Annotated in this window: 23 protein-coding genes and 1 pseudogene; 6 read left to right on the top strand and 18 right to left on the bottom strand. The window is 42.5% G+C overall.

Going from position 1 to position 25,158, the window contains the following annotated elements:
• Positions 1-55: 55 nt before the first annotated feature.
• Together H735_RS17475 and H735_RS17470 are read right to left on the bottom strand one after the other, a co-directional pair.
• Positions 56-385: a hypothetical protein gene (locus H735_RS17475; RefSeq protein WP_005440588.1), complete on the bottom strand. Its 330-nt coding sequence runs from the start codon at positions 383-385 to the stop codon at positions 56-58.
• 110 nt (positions 386-495) lie between these two features.
• On the bottom strand, positions 496-837 hold the full coding sequence (locus H735_RS17470) for a DUF2799 domain-containing protein (protein WP_009707688.1): 342 nt from the start codon (positions 835-837) through the stop codon (positions 496-498).
• 316 nt (positions 838-1,153) lie between these two features.
• On the opposite strand from H735_RS17470, the gene H735_RS17465 reads away from it, so the two are divergent.
• The 3 genes from H735_RS17465 to btsR all read left to right on the top strand — a co-directional run bounded on the left by H735_RS17465 (position 1,154) and on the right by btsR (position 5,207).
• Complete coding sequence (locus H735_RS17465) at positions 1,154-2,638, top strand: carbon starvation CstA family protein (RefSeq protein ID WP_005440585.1); 1,485 nt, start codon at positions 1,154-1,156, stop codon at positions 2,636-2,638.
• A gap of 138 nt (positions 2,639-2,776) precedes the next feature.
• The gene (locus H735_RS17460) at positions 2,777-4,447 is read left to right on the top strand and encodes a sensor histidine kinase (RefSeq protein ID WP_020196204.1); all 1,671 of its coding nucleotides are present in this window, start codon (positions 2,777-2,779) and stop codon (positions 4,445-4,447) included.
• A 31-nt stretch (positions 4,448-4,478) separates the two neighbouring features.
• Entirely contained in the window at positions 4,479-5,207 is a 729-nt protein-coding gene (gene btsR / locus H735_RS17455; protein WP_020196205.1) for a two-component system response regulator BtsR, read from the top strand.
• A gap of 81 nt (positions 5,208-5,288) precedes the next feature.
• Here the strand turns inward: btsR and ispH are convergent, their stop codons facing one another.
• From ispH to murJ, 6 genes are all read right to left on the bottom strand, one after another.
• Positions 5,289-6,254 (bottom strand): 4-hydroxy-3-methylbut-2-enyl diphosphate reductase, encoded by a 966-nt coding sequence (gene ispH, locus H735_RS17450; RefSeq protein WP_005440578.1) that lies wholly within the window; start codon positions 6,252-6,254, stop codon positions 5,289-5,291.
• 24 nt (positions 6,255-6,278) lie between these two features.
• Positions 6,279-6,710 (bottom strand): FKBP-type peptidyl-prolyl cis-trans isomerase, encoded by a 432-nt coding sequence (gene fkpB, locus H735_RS17445; protein ID WP_020196206.1) that lies wholly within the window; start codon positions 6,708-6,710, stop codon positions 6,279-6,281.
• Positions 6,711-6,870: 160 nt separating this feature from the next.
• Positions 6,871-7,377: a signal peptidase II gene (gene lspA / locus H735_RS17440; RefSeq protein ID WP_005440576.1), complete on the bottom strand. Its 507-nt coding sequence runs from the start codon at positions 7,375-7,377 to the stop codon at positions 6,871-6,873.
• A 73-nt stretch (positions 7,378-7,450) separates the two neighbouring features.
• Positions 7,451-10,279, bottom strand: a complete 2,829-nt coding sequence (gene ileS, locus H735_RS17435; protein WP_020196207.1) for an isoleucine--tRNA ligase — start codon at positions 10,277-10,279, stop codon at positions 7,451-7,453.
• A 64-nt stretch (positions 10,280-10,343) separates the two neighbouring features.
• Positions 10,344-11,279 carry a bifunctional riboflavin kinase/FAD synthetase gene (gene ribF, locus H735_RS17430; RefSeq protein WP_020196208.1) on the bottom strand — a complete coding sequence of 312 codons (936 nt, stop codon included), beginning with the start codon at positions 11,277-11,279 and terminating at the stop codon, positions 10,344-10,346.
• Positions 11,280-11,349: 70 nt separating this feature from the next.
• Positions 11,350-12,912, bottom strand: coding sequence for a murein biosynthesis integral membrane protein MurJ (murJ, locus tag H735_RS17425; RefSeq protein ID WP_027726694.1), 1,563 nt, complete (start codon positions 12,910-12,912; stop codon positions 11,350-11,352).
• A gap of 294 nt (positions 12,913-13,206) precedes the next feature.
• Between murJ and rpsT the strand changes: the two genes are divergently transcribed.
• Complete coding sequence (gene rpsT, locus H735_RS17420) at positions 13,207-13,467, top strand: 30S ribosomal protein S20 (RefSeq protein WP_005440571.1); 261 nt, start codon at positions 13,207-13,209, stop codon at positions 13,465-13,467.
• A 130-nt stretch (positions 13,468-13,597) separates the two neighbouring features.
• Here rpsT and H735_RS17415 read toward each other — a convergent pair whose 3' ends face one another.
• Positions 13,598-13,900 (bottom strand): ArsR/SmtB family transcription factor, encoded by a 303-nt coding sequence (locus tag H735_RS17415; protein WP_005440568.1) that lies wholly within the window; start codon positions 13,898-13,900, stop codon positions 13,598-13,600.
• A gap of 126 nt (positions 13,901-14,026) precedes the next feature.
• Complete coding sequence (gene nhaR / locus H735_RS17410; RefSeq protein ID WP_005440567.1) at positions 14,027-14,917, bottom strand: transcriptional activator NhaR; 891 nt, start codon at positions 14,915-14,917, stop codon at positions 14,027-14,029.
• 386 nt (positions 14,918-15,303) lie between these two features.
• Between nhaR and H735_RS17405 the strand changes: the two genes are divergently transcribed.
• Positions 15,304-16,449: a Na/Pi symporter gene (locus H735_RS17405; RefSeq protein WP_027726695.1), complete on the top strand. Its 1,146-nt coding sequence runs from the start codon at positions 15,304-15,306 to the stop codon at positions 16,447-16,449.
• Positions 16,450-16,763: 314 nt separating this feature from the next.
• Here H735_RS17405 and H735_RS17400 read toward each other — a convergent pair.
• Positions 16,764-17,291, bottom strand: a pseudogene (locus H735_RS17400) (thymidylate synthase); the annotation flags it as partial.
• Positions 17,292-17,468: 177 nt separating this feature from the next.
• Between H735_RS17400 and H735_RS17395 the strand changes: the two are divergent.
• Positions 17,469-18,320, top strand: coding sequence for a thymidylate synthase (locus H735_RS17395; RefSeq protein ID WP_020196700.1), 852 nt, complete (start codon positions 17,469-17,471; stop codon positions 18,318-18,320).
• 80 nt (positions 18,321-18,400) lie between these two features.
• On the opposite strand, the gene H735_RS17390 is transcribed toward H735_RS17395, so the two are convergent.
• The 7 genes from H735_RS17390 to H735_RS17360 all read right to left on the bottom strand — a co-directional run bounded on the left by H735_RS17390 (position 18,401) and on the right by H735_RS17360 (position 25,115).
• Positions 18,401-19,309 (bottom strand): hypothetical protein, encoded by a 909-nt coding sequence (locus H735_RS17390; RefSeq protein WP_020196701.1) that lies wholly within the window; start codon positions 19,307-19,309, stop codon positions 18,401-18,403.
• The gene (locus H735_RS17385) at positions 19,309-21,102 is read right to left on the bottom strand and encodes an ORC-CDC6 family AAA ATPase (protein WP_020196702.1); all 1,794 of its coding nucleotides are present in this window, start codon (positions 21,100-21,102) and stop codon (positions 19,309-19,311) included. The genes H735_RS17390 and H735_RS17385 overlap by 1 nt, the downstream gene beginning before the upstream one ends.
• On the bottom strand, positions 21,095-22,291 hold the full coding sequence (locus H735_RS17380; RefSeq protein ID WP_020196703.1) for a metallophosphoesterase family protein: 1,197 nt from the start codon (positions 22,289-22,291) through the stop codon (positions 21,095-21,097). The genes H735_RS17385 and H735_RS17380 overlap by 8 nt, the downstream gene beginning before the upstream one ends.
• A gap of 118 nt (positions 22,292-22,409) precedes the next feature.
• Entirely contained in the window at positions 22,410-22,772 is a 363-nt protein-coding gene (locus H735_RS17375; protein ID WP_020196704.1) for an HVO_A0114 family putative DNA-binding protein, read from the bottom strand.
• A gap of 232 nt (positions 22,773-23,004) precedes the next feature.
• Positions 23,005-23,202: a hypothetical protein gene (locus tag H735_RS17370; RefSeq protein WP_020196706.1), complete on the bottom strand. Its 198-nt coding sequence runs from the start codon at positions 23,200-23,202 to the stop codon at positions 23,005-23,007.
• 64 nt (positions 23,203-23,266) lie between these two features.
• Positions 23,267-24,586, bottom strand: coding sequence for a HipA domain-containing protein (locus H735_RS17365; protein WP_020196707.1), 1,320 nt, complete (start codon positions 24,584-24,586; stop codon positions 23,267-23,269).
• Positions 24,576-25,115, bottom strand: coding sequence for a hypothetical protein (locus H735_RS17360; RefSeq protein WP_020196708.1), 540 nt, complete (start codon positions 25,113-25,115; stop codon positions 24,576-24,578). Before H735_RS17360 ends, H735_RS17365 begins: the two co-directional genes overlap by 11 nt.
• Positions 25,116-25,158 lie beyond the last annotated feature (43 nt).

Raw genomic sequence — 25,158 nt, 5'->3', positions numbered from 1 at the left:
TTAAGTGAACGGCATTAGACCTCGTGGTCTCCTTTTTTGTTTTAGGTATCAAGATTTAATCTTCATACAACCATTCATCAAACTCTTGGTTAAGCTTGTCATTTGCTTTACGTTTGATGTGATCAGGATTCGTTATGTTCTTAACGTTCTCTACTTTATTGGTGTACTTGCGAGTGGTTTGGTTTACTTCTCGCTTCACTTGGTTCTCGACATAAGTACCGTCAGTGACTTCTTTAATATTACGCTTGGTATTGTTGATGGTATTGGTAATACGATGCTTATCGTGATCGTATTTACGCTTCATCTTAATCGACTCTTTCAACACGTTGGTCGCACCGACCGTTAAGGGCAACAATGCTAATGCGACCAAAAAATACTTCTTCATGTTTTCATTTCACTTCTGATTGAATCTCAAGCCATAAGTACAGCAAAGCAATAAAATTCAAATGTCAGAAGATCAACAAGCAAAACCACAGTCTTGATTATGAAACAGATCTAGTTGCTGTATTCATTCCAGCCACGTTGCCATTCCATACGGAATTTTTGTGCCCCAGGCGTTCCCTCACATACACCTTCATAATACTGACCAGACAGGCCCATTTGGTAAGCAAAATCAGGATTACAATATTCCGTTACCCCTTCGAGGTAACCTTGGTCATAATCGCCTTGCTTTACATTTCCTAACGAGCGAAGTTCTTTCATGGTACGAGAGGTATGCCCAGCGACACCATCTTGATAACCGATCTGGTACCAATCTCCGGACTGCGCCAGTTCTTCCGTTGTTGCTGCACACCCTGCTAGTAAAGCCAGCGCCAAGCCTAACGTTGCCTTTTTCATCATTCTTCCTTAACTAATTGTTTTCAAAACAAGCTTACCACTAAAGCCTGTGCTTTGCCGCTTATCTGTTGATTTCACCACTTAACTCTTGAGCTCGCCGCTCACTCTTAATAACCACCGCTTAATGGTTAATAGAACCACTCAGTCCTAAGCACGACCACTAAGCAAACGATAAAACCACTTAACCGTTATATCGACCACTCGCTTCTCTATTCGACCACTCATCCATAGAGCGAATGCACTTAACAAAAGAGATGAATACCATAAATCCTGAGCTTAAAAAATTACCCTACCTAACAAACCAAGGACAATTGCTATGATGTGGTTTCTAACCTGTGTCGCAGCCCTCATCGGCGGATACTTCATCTACGGTGCTTTCGTTGAGAAGATTTTCGGCATCAATGAGAATCGTCAAACGCCAGCTCATACTAAAACGGACGGCGTTGACTACGTTCCAATGTCAACCAAGCGTGTTTACCTTGTTCAGCTTCTGAACATCGCAGGTGTTGGTCCTATCTTTGGCCCAATTATGGGTGCCCTATACGGCCCTGCTGCAATGCTTTGGATTGTTGTTGGCTGTATCTTTGCAGGTGCGGTACACGATTACTTCTCAGGCATGCTTTCTGTTCGTAACGGCGGTGCATCAGTACCAACGATTACGGGTCGCTACCTAGGTAATGGCGCAAAACACTTTATGAACATCTTTGCCATTGTCCTATTGCTTCTTGTTGGTGTGGTATTCGTATCAGCGCCAGCAGGCATGATCACAAACCTAATCAACGACCAAACTAGCTTTAGCGTAAGCATGACAACCATGGTTGTGCTGATTTTCGCTTACTACATCATCGCGACAATTGTTCCTGTAGACAAAATCATTGGTCGTTTCTACCCATTGTTTGGTGCGCTACTGATCTTCATGTCTGTAGGCCTAATGACTGCTATTGCTTTCTCTAGCGAACACACTGTGATGGGTGACTTCCAAGTAAGCGACATGCTAACTAACTTAAACCCGAACGATATGCCTCTATGGCCTGCACTATTTATCACTATCGCATGTGGTGCTATCTCTGGCTTCCACGCAACTCAGTCTCCACTGATGGCGCGTTGTATGGAGAATGAGAAGAACGGTCGCTTCGTATTCTACGGTGCAATGATTGGTGAAGGCGTTATCGCGCTAATCTGGTGTGCTATCGCTCTGTCTTTCTTCGGTACGCTTGATGGTCTTGCAGAAGCAGTGAAAAACGGTGGTCCTGGTAACGTGGTATACAGCGCTTCATTCGGTCTACTGGGTGTATTCGGTGGTGTGATTGCTTTCCTTGGTGTTGTTATTCTGCCAATCACATCAGGTGACACAGCATTCCGCTCAAGCCGCCTGATTCTTGCTGAGTACTTCGGTATGGAACAGAAAACACTGCGTAACCGTCTTCTAATGGCTCTACCATTGTTCGTTATCGGTGGCATTCTGACTCAAGTAGACTTCGGTATCATCTGGCGCTACTTCGGCTTCGCAAACCAAACAACAGCAGTAATGATGCTTTGGACTGCATCGGCTTACCTACTACGTCACAACAAACTGCATTGGATTACGACTATCCCAGCAGTATTCATGACAACCGTGTGTGTAACTTTCATTCTAAACAACAGCACGCTAGGTTTTGGTCTGCCAATGCAAATCTCAACCATCGTAGGTATTGTGTTCTCACTAGCGGTAACGGCTTACGTTATCAAGATTTCTAAAGGCAAAGGTGAGACTGAGCTAGCAGATGACGAGAAGCCACAAGCAGCCTCAGAAACCGCATAATGAATACCTTCGCTTGCTAACCGATTCATTATCGATGTCTGGATAAACCAAGAGCCTGCCCTTTGCAGGCTCTTTTTGTTTCTCTTCGAAGATTTAATTCACTTACAATAAAAACATCATTTTTAGGTTAGGTTCGTTATGGAACTGGTCATCTCCCTTCTACAACAAATGTGTGTTTACTTAGTGTTGGCTTACATGCTGAGTAAAACGCCGATCATTTTGCCCCTGCTGAGCATCTCTTCACGCCTCAGCCATCGGCTCATTTGTTATGTACTCTTTTCTGGCTTTTGTATCCTAGGCACCTACTTCGGCTTACAGATTAACGACGCCATCGCCAACACGCGTGCTATTGGTGCGGTAATGGGCGGATTGTTTGGCGGGCCTGTTGTCGGCTTTGCGGTTGGCCTTACTGGCGGTATCCATCGCTACACATTAGGGGGGTTTACAGACTTAGCCTGTGCTATATCGACCACAGCAGAAGGCTTAATTGGCGGTTTATTGCATGTTTACCTGATTAAACGCAACAAAGGCGCAATGCTGTTTAATCCAAGCGTGGTGTTCAGCGTGACCTTCGTAGCAGAGATCGTACAGATGATTCTGTTGCTTGCCGTTGCCAAACCATTCGACCAAGCCTATGAACTCGTTTCAGCGATTGCTGCCCCAATGATCATCGCGAACTCCGTTGGTGCTGCTCTGTTTATGAGCATTCTGCAAGATCGTAAAACCATTTTTGAAAAGTACTCGGCGACCTTTTCCCGCCGAGCATTAAGCATCGCTGACCGCTCAGTTGGTATTCTTAGCACCGGCTTTAACAGCGAAAACGCCGATAAGATTGCCCGCATCATTTATGAAGAAACCAAAGTAGGCGCAGTCGCCATTACTGACCAAGAGAAGATTCTGGCTTTCGTTGGCATCGGTGATGATCACCATAGGCCAAATACTCCAATCTCGTCGCAAAGCACACTCGATTCAATGGAGAAGAATGACATCATCTACCTTGATGGCAGTGAGCGCCCTTACCAATGCTCATTAGCGAAAGATTGTAAGTTGGGCTCTGCGCTGATCATTCCTTTGCGCGCAGGTAAAGAGGTAGTGGGAACCATCAAACTCTATGAGCCAAAACGCAAACTGTTCTCTACTGCGAACATGTCAATGGCAGAAGGCATTGCTCAGCTTCTATCGAGCCAAATCTTGTATGGTGATTATCAGCAACAGCAAACCCTATTAGCTCAGGCAGAAATCAAACTGCTGCACGCTCAAGTGAACCCACACTTTTTGTTCAATGCTCTTAATACCATCAGTGCCATTACTCGTCGTAACCCTGATAAAGCACGAGAACTGATCCAAAACTTGTCGCACTTCTTCCGCAGTAACTTAAAACAGAACATCAATACGGTGACGCTGAAAGAAGAGTTAGCACATGTGGATTCTTACCTTTCGATTGAGAAAGCGCGTTTTACTGATCGTTTGGAAGTCGAGATCGACATTGAACCAGAACTGCTCGATATCAAGTTACCGAGCTTTACTCTTCAACCGCTAGTTGAGAACGCCATCAAACATGGTATTTCCAATATGCTAGAAGGTGGCAAGGTAAAGATTTACAGCCAAACACACCCGCAAGGCGCACTGATAACGGTTGAGGACAACGCAGGAAGCTACCAGCCGCCAAAAGAGAATCATTCTGGTTTAGGCATGGAAATTGTCGACAAGCGCTTATCGAATCAATTTGGGCGTGATTCAGCGCTAAAAATTACCTATCAGCAGCACCAATTTACTAAAATGAGTTTTATCATTCCCCACTCGCGATAAGCACAGTTAAAACGCATAAAGGTAATTTTGGATGTTAACCGCTCTCGTCATTGATGATGAACAGTTTGCTCGTGAAGAGCTGGCAGAACTATTGGCTGAAACGGGTCACATAGAAGTGATTGGCGATGCGTCAAACGCCATTATGGGGCTTAAGAAAATCAATGAGCTGAAACCGGATGTGGTTTTCCTAGATATCCAAATGCCTCAGGTGACGGGCATCGAGCTACTGGGCATGTTAGATCCAGAGACCATGCCCTACGTGGTATTTGTGACCGCTTACGACCAATATGCGATTCAAGCTTTCGAAGACAATGCGTTTGATTACCTGCTGAAACCCGTCGATCCATGTCGTTTGACGAAAACAGTAAAACGCCTTAATAAAGTCATGAGTCAATCCGCGCTCACTCAGCAACTGTCTGCCATTGCCCCAGAGAGCCTAGATCAGATTCCTTGCATTGGACACAACCGCATTGTGATCATGGCAACCGAAACGGTTGAGTGTGCTTACAGTGACATCAGTGGAGTGCATGTACGTTCCACCAGCCAAACAGCCAGCACACAGCTCACGCTAAAAACCTTGGAAGAGAAAACCCCATTGGTGCGTTGTCATCGACAGTATCTGGTTAGCATCAAAACCATCAGCGAGATCAAGCTATTAGAAAACGGATTGGCCGAAATCATTACCAAAACAGGTTTTGAGATCCCGGTGAGCCGTCGTTACCTAAAGGTGCTCAAAGAGCTGTTAGGTATCAGTCACTAAGCGCAAATTCTGGCGAAATCGTGTAGAAATTCCCAATGAAAAAGGCGACCTTGTGGTCGCCTTTTTGGTGTTTGATTCGTCTTAATCGACTTGCTTGATTTGCAGTTCTTTTGGTACTTCGAAGAACATGTTCTCTTCACGACCAAGCACTTCATCAACGGCTTCTGCGCCAACCAACTCTTTAATGCGATCTAAGATTTGATTCACCAACTCTTCTGGTGCAGATGCACCCGCCGTCACGCCAACTTTTACTTTACCCTCAAACCACTCAGGCATGATGTCTTCTGGGCAATCTGTTAGGTAACCCGGTGTGCCTAGCTTTTCAGCCAGTTCTTTTAAACGTGTTGAGTTCGATGAGTTTTTAGAACCCACAACAACCATCACATCTACATCAGCAGATAGCTCACGCACCGCATCTTGGCGGTTTTGCGTCGCGTAACAGATGTCATCTTTACGAGGACCTTGAATGTCTGGGAATACGCGGCGTAGCTCTTCAATTACGTCAGCGGTTTCATCAACAGACAGTGTCGTTTGACTCACGTAGTGCAGATCCGATGGATCTTTCACGATCGCTTTTAGCTTCTCAACATCGGCTGGCGTTTCCACAAGGTACATGCCGCCTGTATCACTTGAATACTGACCCATAGTGCCTTCCACCTCAGGGTGACCAGCATGACCGATCAGTACCACTTCCATATTGCGACGGCTTGCACGTGCCACTTCCATATGTACTTTGGTTACCAGCGGACAGGTCGCATCGAATACCGTTAGATCACGAGACTTCGCTTCTTGGCGAACAGCTTGAGATACACCATGAGCGGAGAAAATCACAATGTTGTTGTCTGGCACTTCATGCAGTTCTTCAACGAAGATAGCACCACGCTGTTTTAGACCTTCAACCACAAAACGGTTATGCACCACTTCATGTCGAACATAGATAGGTGGCTGATACATCTCTAGCGCACGCTCTACGATGCTAATCGCGCGGTCAACACCAGCACAGAAACCACGTGGGTTAGCTAACAGGATTTTCATTTCATTGCTCATGGAAGTTATCTTTTATTTGGTTCGCTATTCTACTGACAAAATTTCGACTTCGAAAGTCACGTCTTGTCCCGCGAGTGGATGGTTGAAGTCCACAGTTACTGAGTCGCCAGCAATTTCAGTAATGATGCCCGGGATTTCCATTCCATCAGGACCGCTAAATGCCATGACTGTGCCGACTTCAACTTCCGCTTCGCCAACAAATTTAGTGCGGTCCATGTGGTGGATATGGTCTGGGTTTGGCATGCCAAAAGCGTCCGCCGCTTTTAGTTCAATTGCTTTCTGCTCGCCTACTTGTAAGCCTAGTAGGCATTGCTCAAAGTTTTCACTCAAGCTGCCATCGCCCATAATGAACTTAGCAGGCTTGCCCATATTATGTGTGCTGTCCGCTACAGAGCCATCTTGCATTTTGATGGTGAAGTGCAGCGTTACTGCTGAATCTTGATTTATTGTTGTCACGTTACTGCTTCCTTGTTCTTGGGTTTCCTGCGCTCTATCTGATCACGTACTGTGATTGCTTTTTATTGTACGAAGATGCGCGGATTGGGCTCCAACATAATAAAAAGCGTCGTCCGAATCAACGGACGACGCTTAGGGTTATTCGATATATCGCAAAAGATTACTTGTCAGCGTCCTTTTTGCGGAAGCCATCAAGAATGATCATTGCCGCACCAATACAGATAGTTGTATCTGCAAGGTTGAATGCTGGCCAGTGGTAGTTACCCCAGAAGAAGTCTAGGTAATCAACAACAAAGCCGTGAACAACACGGTCAAACACGTTGCCCACTGCACCACCAATAATCAGTGCGTAAGCGATGTTGTTCCATTTTTCTTTGGCTGGAAGCTTGCTCATCCAGTAGGTCAAAAGACCTGTAACAACAAACGCGATGCCTGTGAACAACCAGCGCTGCCAACCCGCTTGATCGCTCAAGAAGCTGAATGCTGCACCGTAGTTATGAACATAAAGTAGGTTGAAGAATGGCAGCACCTCAATTCGGTTTGCCCATCCGTAGCCCATGTTGTCCATCACCACCAATTTGATGCCAATATCTGCAATAAATACCAGAATTGCTAACCAAAGCCAGCGAACTCCAGATTGCTTTAACGTCAGTGCTTTTTCACTCATTACTTTACCTACAAACAGCCCCAGTAAATACTGGGGCTGTTAATTTTAAAAAAAGTTCAGTCGTTCTAGGCAATTACGCGAATTTACGTACTTCACCTTCGCCGTCTACGTTAGACACACAACGACCACAGATCTTCTCGTGACCTTCGATTGTGCCTACGTCTGGCGTGTGGTGCCAACAACGGTCACACTTCTCGCCTTCAGCTGCTGCTACTTCAACAAACAAGCCTTCGATATCTGTCGCTTGTGCTGCATCCGTCTTCTCACCTAGAGGCTTAACTTTCGCAGCAGATGTTAGTAGAACAAAGCGCAGTTCATCTTCAAGCTTGTTGATCTTCGCCGCTAGTGCGTCATCAGCAAATAGAGTCACTTCAGCTTGTAGTGCACCACCAATGGTTTTCTCTTTACGCGCATCTTCTAGAAGTTTGTTTACTGCACCACGAACCGCTTGGATCTCAGTCCAGAATTCGTTGTTCAGCTCTTCACCTTCGGCAAGACCGAATAGGCCGTCGAACCACTCACCAGTGAATACGAACTTGTCGCGTTGACCTGGCATTTCGTTCCAGATTTCATCTGCAGTGAACGACATGATTGGCGCCATCCAACGAACTAGCGCTTCTACGATGTAGTAAAGTGCTGTCTGACAGCTACGTTGAGCGTTGCCGCCACGTTTTGCTGTGTACTGACGGTCTTTAATTACGTCTAGGTAGAAAGAGCCCATTTCGATTGAACAGAATTGCATTAGACGCTGAGTTACACCGTGTGTGTTGTACTCTTCGTATGCTTTAACGATCTCTTCTTGTGCTGCTAGTGCACGACCAACCGCCCAGCGATCTAGCGCAACCATCTCTTCAACAGGAACGATGTCTGTTTCAGGGTTGAAGCCGCTTAGGTTAGCAAGGAAGAAACGCGCTGTGTTACGGATACGACGGTACGCATCTGCGCTGCGTTTTAGGATTTCATCAGAAACCGCAACTTCACCAGTGTAGTCAGTAGATGCAACCCATAGGCGAAGAATGTCAGCACCTAGCTTGTTCGTTACGTCTTTTGGCGCAACCACGTTACCGATAGATTTCGACATCTTACGACCGTGACCATCAACCACGAAACCGTGTGTCAGTACTTGTTTGTAAGGCGCTTCGTCTTTCATCGCGATAGATGAAATTAGAGAAGACTGGAACCAACCGCGGTGTTGGTCAGAACCTTCTAGGTATAGGTCTGCACTGTTGCCGTTGTACTCTTCACGAGCATCAACAACAGAGAAGTGTGTTACACCAGAATCGAACCATACGTCTAGCGTGTCTAGTACTTTTTCGTACTGGTCTGCTTCGTCACCTAGTAGTTCTGCTGAATCAACATCCCACCATGCTTGAATGCCTTTCTCTTCAACCAACAGAGCAACCTTCTCGATAAGCTCTAGTGTGTTTGGATGAAGTTCTGCTGTTTCTTTATGAACAAACAGAGCAATTGGCACACCCCAAGTACGTTGACGAGAGATACACCACTCAGGGCGACCTTCGATCATACCTTCGATACGGCTTTGACCCCACTCAGGCATCCACTCTACGTTCTTGATTGACTCTAGTGCTTTAGCACGTAGGCCAGCTTGGTCCATAGAAACGAACCATTGAGGCGTAGCACGGAAGATGATTGGAGTCTTATGACGCCAACAGTGTGGGTAGCTGTGCTCGTAAGCGTGGTGGTGTAGTAGTGCACCTTTTTCTTTCAGTACTTCTACTACTGCATCGTTCGCTTTAAATACGTGCTGACCAGCAAATAGCTCTGTATCTGGTAGGTAAACGCCGTTTGAACCAACTGGGTTTGCTACTTCTAGGTTGTACTTGTTACCAACCGCGAAGTCTTCTTGACCGTGACCAGGTGCAGTGTGAACAACACCAGTACCTGAATCAGTCGTAACGTGATCACCAAGGATCGCCGGTACAGTGAAATCGTAGAATGGGTGTTGGAATTGAGAAAGCTCAAGATCCGCACCTTTAGCAAAGCCAAGGTTGTGGAAGTGCTCGATACCTGCACGGTCCATTACGTCTTTCGCCAGCTCAGCAGCAACGATGATACGCTCAGCGTTGTCGCCTTCTGTTTGGATAAGTACGTACTCTAGATCATCACGTAGACATACTGCGCGGTTTGCTGGCAGTGTCCAAGGTGTTGTTGTCCAGATAACGATAGATACGTCACCGTGACCTTCATGACCTTCTGTCAGTTCAAACTTAGATAGCAGCGCCGCTTCGTCAGCCGCTTTAAAACGAACGTCGATAGATGGCGATACTTTATCTTTGTACTCAACTTCTGCTTCAGCAAGAGCTGAGCCACAGTCTGTACACCAGTGAACTGGTTTAAAACCTTTCAGTAGGTGACCTTTGCTTGCGATCTTACCAAGTGCACGGATGATGTTCGCTTCAGTTGCGAAATCCATAGTGCGGTATGGCTTGTCCCACTCACCCATGATGCCAAGACGCTTGAAGCTCTCTTTTTGACCTTCAACCTGACCTGCAGCGTACTCACTACATTTCTCGCGGAACTCAGCTGCTGTCACTTTTTGACCTGGTTTGCCGACTTTCTTCTCTACCATCAATTCGATTGGTAGACCGTGGCAGTCCCAGCCTGGGATGTAAGGTGCGTCAAAACCTGAAAGTGTTTTGGATTTAATAATAATGTCTTTAAGAATCTTGTTTAGTGCGTGACCAATGTGAATGTCACCGTTCGCATAAGGAGGGCCATCGTGCAGTACGAATGACTTTTTGCCTTTTTTAACTTTACGGATTTCACCGTAAAGATCTTCTTTGTACCAACGCTTAAGCATTTCTGGCTCACGATTAGCCAGGTTACCGCGCATTGGAAACCCTGTTTCAGGTAAGTTCAGGGTATATTTATACTCACTCATCGATTCTTAATTCCGTTATATTGGGCGAAAATTAGACATTATGTTGAACGGTGGAATAAACCGCTCAACGCTTAAGCTGACGCAGCCACACCCTTGCTGCTTCAGCATCCAATACGATTTGTTGTTTAAGTGCTTCAAACGACTCAAACTTTTGCTCGTCTCTAAGTTTATGCAAAAGTTTCACTTCTAGCTGTTTACCATATAAATCAGCATGAAAGTCGAATAAGTGTACTTCTAACTGTTGGCGAACACCATTAACTGTCGGTCGTTGACCAATGTTAGCGACGCCACCAATCGGCTTATCTCCTAAGCCAAGCGCTTGAACAACATAGACTCCGGAAACCGGAGAAACACAGCGCTTCAACGGAATATTTGCCGTTGGGAACCCAATGGTTCGACCTAGCTTTCTTCCGTGTGAAACACGACCGCTGATACTGTAATCTCTTCCCAGCATCTCTTGCGCGGAATGCAAATCATCACGAGCCAGTGCTTTGCGAATCGCAGTGCTACTCACTCGTAATTGCTGTAAACAAAAGCTTTGGGTACTTACGACTTCAAAGCCGTACTTTTCCCCTGCTTCTTGTAACATCGCAAAATTACCTGTTCGACCTTTGCCGAAACAGAAATCATCGCCAATGACAAGAAACTTAACACCCAATCGACCAACCAACAAGTCACGGATAAACTCTTCCGCCGTTAGGTCAGCAAAATGACGATTGAAGTTAATGCAAAGCAAGCGATCAATGTCGAGCTTACTCAGCTGAACAAATTTATCACGCAGTCGCGTTAACCTCGCAGGTGCCTTATCTCGAGCAAACAGCTCCATAGGCTGAGGTTCAAAGATCATCACAACCGAAGGCAACGAAAGTTTCTCCGCTTGTTCAGACACTTGCTGCAATACTTGTTGATGGCCTCTATGTACGCCATCGAAATTGCCAATAGTCAGCACGCAACCATGATGGCGCGACTTGATATTGTGAATGCCTCTGATCAGTTCCATTGGATACTGCTTTATGCCTCTGTTTTTACTTTGCACTGTGTGAAACTGACGGATTATATACCAATCAACCTTATTCTGTCCCAGCTTTTAGGTCTTTTAAACGTACGCCGAGTAAAAACATAACGGCTAGGTAAACGACAGCACCAAGTCCAATCAACATTCCTAGCACGCCACTACGGTGAGCAAAGCTCCAATCCAACCACACAGACATGTCTTCAAGTTGCCATAAGATAGCCGCAACCATCGCTGCACCAGCTATCATCAAACGTATAATAAAGAAGACAGTTCGCTTAGTGATTTGGTACACACCGGCAATGTGCAAGCCGCGGTATAGCAGCGCCATGTTTACAAAAGCAGAAAGCGCCGTCGCAATAGCAAGACCAACGTAACCGTAGAAGTACGCAAAGATCGCGTTGAAGACCATATTCGTCACCATTGCAATGATGCCGTACTTCACTGGGGTTTTGGTGTCTTGACGCGAGTAGTAACCTGGCGCAAGCACTTTAATCAGCATGAAGTTAAGCAGACCAGAAGCATACGCTAATAAAGAGAGAGAGGCTTGATGTACGTCTTGCGGAGAAAACTCACCGCGCATGAATAGCACCATCAACATTGGCTTCGCTAGTACCATCAAACCAAGCATTGCAGGAATACCTAGTAAAGTAACCATGCGTACGCCCCAATCCATGGTGTGTGCAAAACCTTCACTGTGTGCGTCTACGTGTTTACGTGATAATGCAGGAAGGATCACCGTGGCAATCGCGATACCAAACAGGCCTAATGGGAATTCCAATAAGCGATCGGAATAGTACAACCAACTGATCGAACCGGTTTGTAGGAAACTGGCAATAAAGGTATCAAACAGTAAGTTGATTTGGCTTACCGACACACCAAACAGAGCAGGAATCATTAGGGTACGGATCTTCACCACACCCGGATCGCGCCAGCCCCATTTAGGCTTAACCATCACTCCCGCTTTAATAAGGAAGGGAATCTGGAATAGAAACTGAACAAGGCCACCTAGCAATACGCCAATCGCAAGACCGATTTCTGGTTGCGACATCTGAGGCGAAATAAACCACGCCGCCAAAATGATCATCACGTTGAGGAAGACAGGCGTAAAAGAAGAGACCGCAAACTTACCTAAGGTATTGAGGATCGCACCAGAAAGCGCAACAAAAGTGATGAACCATAAATAAGGAAAGGTAATCTTGAGCATGACGCTAGCAAGTTCGAACTTCTCAGCCGCCGGGCCGCCATGCATCCAGTCTAGGAACCAACCAAAGCCAAACAGCGCCGTTACTACACCGGAACCCAAAACCCCGAGTATGGTAACAATAGAAATAATCACACCTAGCGTACCGGCCGCACGAGCAATCAACTCACGGGTTTTATCCATATCCCCTTGTGCGTGACTTTCGGTCAGTACTGGCACAAAAGCTTGAGAAAACGCGCCTTCAGCAAACAGACGGCGTAAAAAGTTAGGGATTTTATTGGCAAAGAAGAAGACGTCGGCACTCGCGCCTGCACCCATCAAGTTTGCTACTACCACATCACGAACTAAACCTAGGACGCGCGAAATTAATGTCATGGCACTGACGATCATGCCAGACTTGAGCAGTCGTTTACTCACTGTAACCTCGGAATATCACCAAAAGATAGCCAACCCTATTCCTCTAAGCCTTTGAAAGCTACAAATGGGCGTTAAAAATATATCCGTTTATTGTTAGATCTAGGCGGATAATTATTAGCAATGGTCTAAAAATGCTGTTAGAATCCCCGCCATCTTAACCGCGATGACCTTTGTTACCAAAATTTGTTTTGGTTTCGATTGGTTTTTGCACAAATCATTTGACATTTAGGCGCAAATGAGGGATAGTCCTCGCCCTTAAATTGTCATAGAAATAAGTTTTTGGGAGTTAGACCCTTGGCAAATAGTAAATCTGCTAAGAAGCGCGCTATCCAAGCTGAGAAACGTCGTCAGCACAATGCTAGCCGTCGCTCAATGATGCGTACTTACATGAAGAAAACTGTTGCTGCTATCGAAGCAGGCGACAAAGAAGCTGCAACTGCTGCATTCGCTGCAGTTACACCTATCCTAGACCGTATGGCGACTAAAGGCCTTGTTCATAAGAACAAAGCAGCACGTCATAAGTCTCGTTTCGCTGCACAAATCAAAGCTCTTTAATAGAAACTTGATTTTACAGTGAAGAAAAAACCGGCTCTTGCCGGTTTTTTTATATCTAAAATTCGTGTAGCTCGAATTCAAGACAATAAAAAAGCTGGCAATGCCAGCTTTTCTTGTATGTGACCTGTCATCACATGGCTTCTGCACAATAAAGACCATGAAGTGTTTGGATTAATGCCTTCACTTCATCACTCTTTAATGTGTAGTACACCGTTTGTGCTTCTTTTCGTGTCGCAACCAATTCATCGCGTCGAAGCCAAGCTAAGTGTTGAGACAATGCCGACTGGCTCAACTCTAGTTTTGCGCAAAGTTCTCCAACCGAAAGCTCTTGGTTATGCAGCATGCACAGGATTTGTAGGCGTCTTTCATTTGCCATTGCTTTGAGCAACACGACAGCTTTAGCGGAGTTTTTCTCCATTTCTTGTAGATTCATCTGCAGGACCTCTAGCTACAACTTACTTTCCCCAACCCTGGCCAGTTTGTTGTGTTACAAAGATTTTATAATTTCGAGTTATAATTTTTTCGATAGTAATCTATTTATTTGCGCAACGGAACGTGTTCATTCAAACATTTGGCTAAAATCTGCATCGCAAACGTTCTTTACTGCTGGGTGTTGGATCATTCGCTCAGCAAAGATGACGTAATACTCTTCTTTAAGGTCGTCTACATGACCGATCAGCTGCAAATTACGGTCATCTTCAATCTCCGACATATAAACCGTTGGTGCCAAGAAAATCACATCATCACGGTAACGAGCAAAAGCCTTCATTAGCGCTACGTCATCAAACTCACCGAGTACATCAGGTTGTAATCCTTGGCGATCAAACCATTGAAGAACTTTACGTCCCATTGCGGTTCGGCTAGCAGGAATGAGCAGCTTTTTCTTTTCAAGGATTTCAGGGAACTTCACATCGGAGATTTCAGAGGAGGCAAAAAAGCTCATGCTACTTTCGCCAAGCTTTTTACTGTACAAGCCAGGACTTTGTGTCGAATCTACCGGGCAATCGGAAAGTATCATGTCGAGCTTATGTTGCGACAAACGTTCTAGTAGTAGTTCGTGCGTCGACTCGTAACAGCGTAAGTGAATGCTGTTATCTTCCGGTACTGTCGTCATTAATACTTTGCTGACGAGTCGTTTTGACAATGCATCAGCGACACCTACTTCAAATAGGATATTGGAGTGCTGGCTATAGTTGACGATATCAAGCATCTCGTAGCTCAAACCAAACATACGATCCGCATATTTAAATACCAATTGTCCAAGCTCTGTTGGCTCAACCGTTCGCCCATTCCGCTTGGTCAACTTCCCCTTCATACGATCTTCAAGTGCTTTAATTTGCCCTGTAACAGTTTGCGGCGTGAGAAATAATGCATCTGCTGCTTTTGTTACTGACCCTTGTTTGCACACCATCCAGAAGTAATAAAGGTGGTTGTAATTTAAATGTGACATAGCCAAGCCCTATAAAGAAGATGACACTTTTTATATCAAATGTGACAACGACAAACAATAAGTTCGACAAAACCTACATAAAACTCGAATTAAAAGAGTTTTACCGAATATATCAGTTTCACACTGTCATAAAACTTGAAGCCAAACGCACTTTTTTAATCTTCTCTTAAAACTCGTTAACAAAACAAAAGCCATACAAAACAAAATAAAATCAACAACTTATTTGATTGTAAATTTTTCTTCACGAACAACTATCAAAAAGAATAATAAAAATTCTCCATAGAAACCGAACTGTAATATTACTGAAATATTTCATCTCTAACATCGCCCTCAGTTTCAACAACAGACCAAATAAACGAACTGAAAGGTCCACGGAGAAAATTATGATGAACCAAGCTACTTCTACAGCAGCACCAATCTCGAGCACGACTCGCTGGTTACGCTGGGCTAACTTGGCATTCATGTTGTATCTGCTTCTTCTAGCAGTATCTATGGTTGGTAGCGGCTTCAAATGGGCAACTGGCGATCAAGCTAAAGTACTCTTTGAATTTGCGTCTCACCCAGTCGCAGGTCTAATGATCGGTTTGGTGGCTACGGCACTGATCCAATCTTCAAGTACCGTAACTTCTATTATTGTAGGTTTGGTTGCGGGTGGTCTACCTGTAGAAACCGCTATCCCTATGGTAATGGGTGCTAACATCGGTACAACCGTAACAAACACACTTGTTTCGCTTGGCCACGTACGTTGTAAAGAAGAATTCAAACGTGCATTCGCTAGCGCAACAATCCACGACTTCTTCAACCTACTTGCGGTTCTGATCTTCCTACCATTGGAAATGATGTTCGGCATCCTAGAGAAAATTTCTCACTGGTTGGTATCACCTCTACTAAAAACAGGTGATATGAGCATGGGTGGTTTTGACTTCATCAAGCCAATCACTAAGCCTGTAGTAAGCGCGATTAAAGAGCCTCTATCTACATTTGGTGACACCATGGGTGGTGTAGCACTGATCGCTCTAGGTATCGGTACTATCTTCGTAGCTATCACTGTTATGGGTAAGCTAATGAAGAGCCTAATGGTTGGTCGTGCTCGTGACATTCTTAAGAACGCAATCGGTCGTGGTCCTATCCACGGTATCGTATCGGGCTCTGTAGTAACTGTTCTTGTTCAGTCTTCATCTACGACAACAAGTCTAATGGTTCCACTAGTAGGCTCAGGCGTTTTAAAAGTACGTGACATCTACCCGTTCACTCTAGGTGCAAACATCGGTACATGTATCACGGCTCTACTAGCAGCAACAGCGGTATCTGGCGAGTTCGCAGTATTCGCACTACAGATTGCACTAGTACACCTAACGTTCAACATTCTGGCGACATTGTTCATCTTCGGTATCCCGTTCCTACGTGAGATTCCAGTGAAATGTGCAGAAGTGATTTCAGAAATGGCTATTAAGAACAAAGCAGTTGTAGCAGGTTACCTACTAGCAGTATTCATCGTACTACCAGGCTCTATCCTTGCTCTGACAGCATAATAATAAGATTACCATCGCTTATTTTAGGCTCCACTTCGGTGGGGCCTTTTTTCGTTTTGGCGAAGCGAGAAGCGAGAAGCGAGCTTATTTTGTTTTTCTGGGGATAAGTCCTGTCAACACCTTTCGGAGCCAAACGGCTTTCATGAACCCTTCAGCATCCGCCTCTCGACTCCTAGAGCGAAGCACTCTCGAATCTCGTATCTCACATCTCAAAGCGCAGCGTTCCACAGGGCAAAGCCCGCTCCCTCCTATCCCCACTCTTCGGGCGAAAAAAAAGCCGCCCATAAAGGCGGCTTAGAAACTCAATATACTCGTTAAACTGAGAACGGGTACTGAATTGGGTCGTGATGCTCGTAGCCTTCCACCCAGAAGTCATCTAGGGTTACCCATGTTTCCAAATCTTCTAACGATTTGATCTCTGGGTTGATGTGGAAAGTTGCGGCTTTTAGTGGCTCACGCTTCAACTGGATATCACGCATTGGCGCAAGCTGATCTTCGTAGATGTGTGCATTCACAATCTTGTGGTACGCCTGACCAGGTTTCTTGCCCGTGATTTGCGCCATGATTGCCAAGAACACATACACTTGAACCATATTGAAGTTCAGACCTAGCGGAACGTCACAAGAGCGTTGCGTGCTGTTTAGGTACAGCGTGTCACCTAACAGTGAGAAGTGATGGCTGTACATACACGGACGCAAACAGCCCATGTGGAACTCGCCAGGGTTGTAGAAGTTTAGGATTTCACCACGGTCATCAACGCCGCGCGTTAAATCATCCACAATCTTACGCAGCTGGTCGATATGACCACCGTCTGGCTTCGCCCATGAACGACCTTGAACGCCGTTTTACCTTTTGTCACTTTTTGTTGTCCATATCACATAAAGTGACTTTCATAATCCATTATAGCCATAAGCACTTCTGTCTACCATCAAGCACCGAGTAAGAACTGGGAGTATTTTGCTCGAATAAGGGTTAGTTCCTTTGGTACAATTGAATAAAAGAAATGTAGGAATGAAAAAGTGAAACAATATCTAGATTTATGCCAGCGTATTATAGATGAAGGCGTTTGGGTAAAGAACGAAAGAACAGGCAAACGTTGCCTAACAGTTATAAATGCAGATTTGACTTACGATGTCAGTTCTGGTGAGTTTCCTTTAGTAACGACACGTAAGAGCTACTGGAAAAGCGCCATCGCAGAAATTATTGGCTACCTTCGAGGTTACGATAATGCCGCAGATTTTAGAGCACTAGGCACCAAAACATGGGATGCAAACGCAAATTTAAATGAGAGCTGGCTTGCGAATCCTCATAGAAAAGGGACAGATGACTGCGGTTTCATTTATGGAAAGGTTGCCAGAGCGTTCCCGAAACCTGATGGCGGTGATGTGGATCTTGTAAAAAAAGTTGTTAATAACCTTAGTAAAGGCATTGATGACCGTAGTGAGATAATAACATTCTATCATCCAGGTGCTTTTCATTTAGGTTGCTTACGTCCTTGTATGTACAGCCACCATTTCTCAATTTTAGGCGACACTCTGTATCTAAACAGTACACAACGTTCTTGCGATGTACCGCTCGGCCTAAACTTCAATATGGTTCAATGCTACTTTTTGTTAGCGATCATGGCTCAAATTACAGGCTTAAAAGCGGGAAAAGTTTTTCACAAAATAGTAAATGCACACATATACGAAGACCAATACGAGTTGATGCGTGATGTACAACTTAAACGTAAACCATTGAAATCGCCAACATTCCATATCAATCCAGAAATTAAATCTCTAGAGGACTTAGAAACGTGGGTTACTCTTGACGACTTCAAAGTAGAAGGTTATGAACATCACGAACCAATAGCTTACCCATTCTCAGTATGATTATTGCAGGCCAAGATCGCCAATCTTGGCCTGCAATAATATTGACGTAGTCGAAATATTGAACATCAAAGAATGCTAATTTATATTCTTAAGCTAAGTTCATACATATGCCCACTAGAGCGACGATCAACTGGTACTTCATTGTGTTCTGAAGATACTCTCCAAATAGGTAAAGAGTAATCCATTTCCTTACTAAGAATAACACATAGCGCACTTAAGATCTTGGGACCTAAAGGGACAACAATAGGTCTAGACACTTCAGAAATTGCAATTAATAATTCTCTCAGATTTAAATAACTAACATAAGGATTACATACATCATATTCAAATATGCAGTTTTTTGATGTACTTTCAATTAACGACTTATTATTTGAATAAATATCATCTTCAAAGCGAGAATCTATAGACTTAGGAATCAACAGATATTGTTGTTCTGTATCTAAGTAATTGCTGATCCCAATTGCTTTCCCTAGTTCATATCCCAATCCTAATACAATCGAACTAGGTAATTCAATATCGCCCATAGAGCCTGATAATGATTCAATTATAGGACCAATTTTTCTTATTGGTGATATTTCCTTCGATGGAGAACTATACTCAGCCAGTTCATAACAAATCCTAATGGTAGAACCTTTCTTTAAATTCTCCATTAACAACATAAGAATTGTTGCTAAGCGAGTGCGACTCATCACTGTTATATCCAATAAACAATTTATTTGTCTATTTGCCCAATCAGTGTTAATTATAGAATGGAGCTTCTTAAAAAGTTCTTGATCATTTTCTTCGATAATATTAGCATTTACTTCCTGATAGAAACTATAGTTCGATTTATAACTGTATGCAGATGTATGCTCTCTATATCCAACTGCTATTATACTGTTGAGGTTATCTTTAACAGAATTACACGTTGTAATAGCTCTACTTTCATAGCCTAGCCCTACTATAGCTAGATCATAATAGTTTACAGTAGTTCCTTTTAATACTTTCATTACAAGTCCAACCCCAACTGTTTAGAGTTCTCAAAACCATATGCATTAACTAATGTAATTGTTGAAGCACTAATATTATTAACATCCATTATTTTATTTAATTGAATTTTCTTTTGCTTTGTAAGTAGCAACCCATAATGATGAGAAAATAAATAAGAAAGCCTGCATGTTAAAACCTTATCCATCGAAGATCCGATACCATTATTATCAGGGGTTTTTACCGAAATCATGGCTCCCGCATTCAATGCAAAACCTATTGCATCTCTTAAATCTGATGGTGTATTTTCGTCAATAACTAACATACCTTTAGGCTCTGGATTAAATCTTTCTCCATATATTTCATCTTTAAAATAGTTTGCTATCAAATCTACAAGATTGTAAATATTATTTACTCGAACATCACTCGAATCAACAGCTATAGTACTTAGTAACGATCTAAATGAATCAAAATATGTTTCTAGTCCCGATATTTGCTCAGAAATAGAAACTAAACCTTTTTCCTTAATTATTGGAATAAACATATTCATAATCCCTATCAACATTCTAGGATTATATTCTGTAGATTTACATATATTTTCAAAACCAGCATAATAGTCAGCAGCTCTTCTACGCGGTTTTAATTTACCATTTTCTTTTTTACTATGATCTCTAAGATAAGATATAAATTTAATCTTCCTGAACTGAGATTGTTTTTCCTTCGCTTCGATATAGCTTAACCCATTCAGATTTCGATTATTTAAATACTGTTCAAACCCAACATCTTTTGCAACTAGAGAATCAAAAACAGCATCAATATCAATATCTTTTGGCTTTTCAAAACAGCTATCTATCGATTCATATATCGATTTTTTAATAAACAAATTCAGACATAGCTCTTTACAAAACTTAATACCTTCACTTTCAGAAAGTTCAGTTAAGTTAATATAGCTCAAATCTTGATCTTTCATTGAACTGTCTGGCGAGTTCGTAACATCAACTCCTTTATGATACGGAGACAATGCTAACTTAAGAATTATATCTGGATGACCACCTCTCATACTATTTATAAGAGGTTGAACTATTTCGTCAGGCGCTAGCTCTAACTCATCAAACAAAAATGCCCATTTTTTACCATCTTCATTTAAATATGTATTAATAATAGATATAGATGAATCTAATATACTTTGTATTTCACCATAAACAACATTTGGTCTTAGAACACTCGAACCAACAATTAGAGAGTTATTAAGGTACTTAGAAACAAGATTCTTTTTGATCACAATACTAGAAATCAAACTTTTCAAAGAATTAATTCTAGGTTCAACGCACCAAAGAGTAGATAGTTCTTTTACTAATTCAGACTCGTCAGACTTTTCCAAAAACACATGTCTATATTTATTTTTCTTTTCTGTAACACGGCAAGTTCTAAAGCTAACAGTCATTGCTAGTTGTTGAAGAATATGGTAAATAAACTGAGAATTAAGAACTCTCAGGTCTTCTTTTGATTTAATTCTCTTACTAGTGTTTTCAAATTGGGTTTTCCACACTCGATCTGTTGGAATGAACACTCCAGAGAAGTCAATCAAATTTCTAAATTGTTCTGCAACCTCATTTTCCCATAGCTCCAAAGATCTAACTTCGAGCATTCTCATTAATGTTGTTTTACCACTTCCTCGTGGACCCATCATAATAGTATGGCTAGATGATGCTAATCTATTATAATATTCATTAATAATAAATGTATTACATAACTCGGCAGTAGATGTGTTTTTCGCATTAATTGACTCGTTTATACTTGGTGTATAGTTATTCATAACGCTTACCAACTTCAGTTATTTCACCAGAAAATTCACGAGATATCATAAAACCATTTTTTTCTAAAAGTTTTTCTAAACGCTTAAACTCAAAAGGGGGTAAATTAAATATTTTATCTCTAAATTCATTTAATTCATCACCTTCAAGAAAGGAGTTAGATTCATTAATTTTTGACTTCAAGTGATTTAATATTTGTTCTGGAGTATAGAGTGACCCAAAACCACCACAAGCAGGAAGGTTATGGGATTTGGAAGGCTGCCATTGATGTAACTTATTCGATTCATAAGTTTCAAATCTTCCTACAACCTTTCCATTTTGGCTGCTTTTATCGATATCAATTTCAAGCAAGTAAAACTGATTGGATGTTCGGCTATCTATTGAGTCATATAAAACCGCAGATAAACTACCTGCTGATAAAATGGTAGGAGGTGTAGAAGTTCGTGAGTTTCCGTAGCTTATAGTCGCATAGTGTTTATGACCATGTATAATCAACCAAGGACCTATGTCAGCTGCCTCTATATTTGATAGCAAATAGTCGGCTCCTTCCATAGCCTCGCCATCATAGCTTACATCAACATAATCCATTTTTTGTGGATGATGATGACAAATTAAAAGATTTAACGGCTTGGATTTAACATCTTCTTGACTAAGCCTATCTTTGATTTGTTTGCTAACCTCTAAAGCAACTCTCCCGTGCCTAAACTCACTTCCAAATCCATGATAAGCACTACTATTTATTGATATACAGTTATAGTTTTCAGACTGAGTCAACTCCCAGTTCCATGCCCAAAAATGTGTGTTTTTATAATAGTCATTGAAAGGAAAAGGGGGATCTGTGAATTGAAGCTCATGCTTCGGAGAAAAGCCACTAGGGTTTGATTCATCTGATGGACGGGATTGATGGTCATGGTTTCCTGGAACACACAATACATCATCGATAGAAAGTTCACTTGCCAACGCATTTAGAAAGCTCCATCCAGCTTTAAACGTCTCCTTACATCCCTTATTACCGATGTCTCCAGCACATACAAGGATATCAATTTTTCTTTCAAGTTGTTTCAAGTACTCTATCAATGCCTGCCCATAGATATTGGGAGTACCGTTAACAATGAGCTTTGTATCAAGCTCGTGCTCCTGACTAGTCCCTACATGTAAATCTGAAACCACCAATATGCTTAATTTATTCATCTCAACGCATTTTTCTTAATACAACTGTATGCATTATAAATGCCCCCCACTTGAGAAGACTACCTCGTGAGTCGGATTTCTTGGTGTTGCACTCCATTTCTAGCTATTAAATTGTAATTTAAAGTTGAAGGGAGCTGCCCATAACGATCTCGAACGTTGTAAACAACGCTATCGGTCGAGATTGACTTCCCTTCTTCTCTATATGAGCAAACCCCTTGGACGAAAGTGCTTCAAGAGTACGGTTAACATCGTTGATAGCACGCCCACTCATTTCAGCAAGTTCATCAAGACTGTTTGGTTTTTCGCGAGCAATCAAATTCAGTAGTTCAATATTTTCGTTAGACAACAGTCGTGAAAGCGCAGCTAGTGACTCAAACAAAAAAAGAGGGTAAGACTCTTCATGCCTCACTTTTCCTTGTGCAATGCGAATCACTCGATTACGTGCAATCTCTTCTGATAGAATTCCGATTTTTGCCTTCATACAATCCTCACTCCTAAAATTTATCATCTAAATCGACTGAATAGTCGCCGACGTTCACTCATCCAATTATTCTTTCATTTTTTGAGAAGTAATGACTGATTCATCTGTATGCTGCTGTATGTCTTTTTCGAGCGAGTTTAGAAAGCGCTCAATGTCTGGTTCTCACAAGAAGGTTTCGATAGCTCACTACTTTTATCTTTCTCATCTTTCTCATCTTTCTCATCTTTCATTGCTAACTACTCCCGTTTTTTATTGATGCAATCACCTTCAATATATCTGTAGTGATAGCTGGGCATTTGTCGTTCATAAAAACCGTTACTTCATCACCAAATTTCATAGTTACAATACCGTTCTTATCGACACTTAGCAGAGCAAAAGACTGCTGCAAATCAAGAGTCGTATTATTTTCTTGAGCAGTGCTGCCTGTCATATATCCCCCATCATTGGATCGGAAGTATGTTTGCAAAAAGAGTAACAATTGTTACCCGCGATGTTTATTTGATTGTTCTGTTCAACTTCTCAACGTTTTCGGTGGAATGTTGAAATATTGCGTCCTTTACTAACGCAAATTCCGCTGCTGGAAACTGTTTGTCTATTGAGCTGAGTGCGTTACTAAATTGAGCGAGAAAGCCAGATACGACCTCGTGGCATTCATCATTGCTGATATCGAACTGACTAGCGGTCTGCTCTATATGTCGTAAGTAAATCTTGTTGATGTTGTATTTATATCCTTTAGATGCTTTCAGGCCGATCGATAACTTTAGTTTTCGCTTATTTAATCCTTTGGGACCTACAACAGGATAAGCTGATAGCAAATCGTAGAACGGTGTAAGCTGATAGTGTCCTTCTGGATCAATATGCACTGAAAAGTTTTTGAGATGACCATCGGTAGCACCAAGAAGATACTGTAATATCATAAACTTAAAAAAATCATGAGTATTTACATTGCTTTCCGCTGAGAAATTTAAAACATCAGCAATGCTGGTGATTCCTAACCCATTCTCCGATTGATATTTTCGATGTTCAGGAACGCCAAGAATCTGGCAAAAGTCTTCTTGATGCCTGCAAGATACGCTCCTTTCACCAAAACTCCTGTCAAACCGCTCGACAGCAAGTGCTTTAGCTCCTGATTCAGTCGCTATTATCTCGACATTGGGTACTTTAAATCCAAGCTCTTTGGCTATTTGAGTGCAGATGAATTCGTTCTCAATGCTGCTACTCATATCTAGTACAGAGCTACTTTGAGTAATCGCATCCATCGGATACTTGATAATGTGGCTGCTAATTGATTTACCTTGGGGTACATACCATTTGCCATTCAACTTCATCAGTGTTGTTTTTCTCTGTGTCCCCGAAATACACGGACGGTAATCAACAAAGAAAGGAAGAAATGACTTACGGTTAGTTACAAGTTCATCTAACTCACTTGTAGAGATCTCTCGGTATTCCCATCCTATGCTTAGAGGTTCCTTGCTGTCGGTAAACATAACGCCACCGATGCAATCGTGACCAATTTTAGAGAGTAAAGTGAGTGCATCGACGGATTGCACACCCACTGAGTGCGCGAGATCTAGTCGGTCTTCCATTACGTCAGGAAGGAGATTATTTATAAAATTCAATACATTAAACGATGAATTCTCACCTTTTATTAGTGGCAGGCTAAGCGAAATCGGGAAGGCTGAATCGTGTGCTAACCATTCATCAGAATATGAGAATGACAAGTTGTTCTTCGACTGTTGAATGAACTGCCCAACGAGCATGCCGTTGTTTGTGGCATATACGTAAAGTATAGAGTTGTACAAATTAACTCCCATTCTCTACTGGTTGCTTTATGTTTTTGTAGAAGGTAATGGCATTTTCTACAGCTAGCATTTCCGCTTTGATATCCAATCTACAATTGTCATGCTCGGATATATATTGGTCTAAACACGGCCGAAGTTCTGAGTGTTGAGCACACAACTGATTGAAATGCTTCCATGCCCTTTTATGAAGAGAATAGGACTCTGACAGAGCTGACTGTTTATCTTGCAAAATCGTCAAGAGACTTTCTCTCTTGAGAGAAAGATAATTCGAATCCTCACTATAATTGTCGTAATCAACAACCTCCCAGTCGATATGGTTAAACATAAAACCTTTGGAAAACATCTCATCACCATGCTTATCGAAACCGCACGAAAGGACTGCGCCGATAAACGACATTTCCTTCAATTTTTTTTCGACGTATTCATCCGATAAGTATTCTTTTTCATCACTGTCTAATGGAAAGGACTTTAAGTCGTTAGCTGAGAAATGTTCATTGTTATAAATAGCGAGAAATAACTCTTTTCTGATTTTTATCTTCATCTGATCAAAAATTAATCAATTACACCAATTATGAGGATTATAA

The sequence above is a fragment of the Vibrio owensii CAIM 1854 = LMG 25443 genome (assembly GCF_000817815.1).
In the GTDB taxonomy this organism is placed as follows: Bacteria; Pseudomonadota; Gammaproteobacteria; order Enterobacterales; family Vibrionaceae; genus Vibrio; species Vibrio owensii.
This window is presented reverse-complemented; position numbering and strand designations above follow the sequence as displayed.

Coding starts and splice junctions, on each gene's coding strand:
- H735_RS17475 (WP_005440588.1), bottom strand. CDS start 385: ATGAAGAAGTATTTTTTGGTCGCATTAGCATTGTTGCCCTTAACGGTC.
- H735_RS17470 (WP_009707688.1), bottom strand. CDS start 837: ATGAAAAAGGCAACGTTAGGCTTGGCGCTGGCTTTACTAGCAGGGTGT.
- H735_RS17465 (WP_005440585.1), top strand. CDS start 1,154: ATGATGTGGTTTCTAACCTGTGTCGCAGCCCTCATCGGCGGATACTTC.
- H735_RS17460 (WP_020196204.1), top strand. CDS start 2,777: ATGGAACTGGTCATCTCCCTTCTACAACAAATGTGTGTTTACTTAGTG.
- btsR (WP_020196205.1), top strand. CDS start 4,479: ATGTTAACCGCTCTCGTCATTGATGATGAACAGTTTGCTCGTGAAGAG.
- ispH (WP_005440578.1), bottom strand. CDS start 6,254: ATGAGCAATGAAATGAAAATCCTGTTAGCTAACCCACGTGGTTTCTGT.
- lspA (WP_005440576.1), bottom strand. CDS start 7,377: ATGAGTGAAAAAGCACTGACGTTAAAGCAATCTGGAGTTCGCTGGCTT.
- ileS (WP_020196207.1), bottom strand. CDS start 10,279: ATGAGTGAGTATAAATATACCCTGAACTTACCTGAAACAGGGTTTCCA.
- ribF (WP_020196208.1), bottom strand. CDS start 11,279: ATGGAACTGATCAGAGGCATTCACAATATCAAGTCGCGCCATCATGGT.
- H735_RS17415 (WP_005440568.1), bottom strand. CDS start 13,900: ATGAATCTACAAGAAATGGAGAAAAACTCCGCTAAAGCTGTCGTGTTG.
- nhaR (WP_005440567.1), bottom strand. CDS start 14,917: ATGTCACATTTAAATTACAACCACCTTTATTACTTCTGGATGGTGTGC.
- H735_RS17405 (WP_027726695.1), top strand. CDS start 15,304: ATGAACCAAGCTACTTCTACAGCAGCACCAATCTCGAGCACGACTCGC.
- H735_RS17390 (WP_020196701.1), bottom strand. CDS start 19,309: ATGAAAGTATTAAAAGGAACTACTGTAAACTATTATGATCTAGCTATA.
- H735_RS17385 (WP_020196702.1), bottom strand. CDS start 21,102: ATGAATAACTATACACCAAGTATAAACGAGTCAATTAATGCGAAAAAC.
- H735_RS17380 (WP_020196703.1), bottom strand. CDS start 22,291: ATGAATAAATTAAGCATATTGGTGGTTTCAGATTTACATGTAGGGACT.
- H735_RS17375 (WP_020196704.1), bottom strand. CDS start 22,772: ATGAAGGCAAAAATCGGAATTCTATCAGAAGAGATTGCACGTAATCGA.
- H735_RS17370 (WP_020196706.1), bottom strand. CDS start 23,202: ATGACAGGCAGCACTGCTCAAGAAAATAATACGACTCTTGATTTGCAG.
- H735_RS17365 (WP_020196707.1), bottom strand. CDS start 24,586: ATGGGAGTTAATTTGTACAACTCTATACTTTACGTATATGCCACAAAC.
- H735_RS17360 (WP_020196708.1), bottom strand. CDS start 25,115: ATGAAGATAAAAATCAGAAAAGAGTTATTTCTCGCTATTTATAACAAT.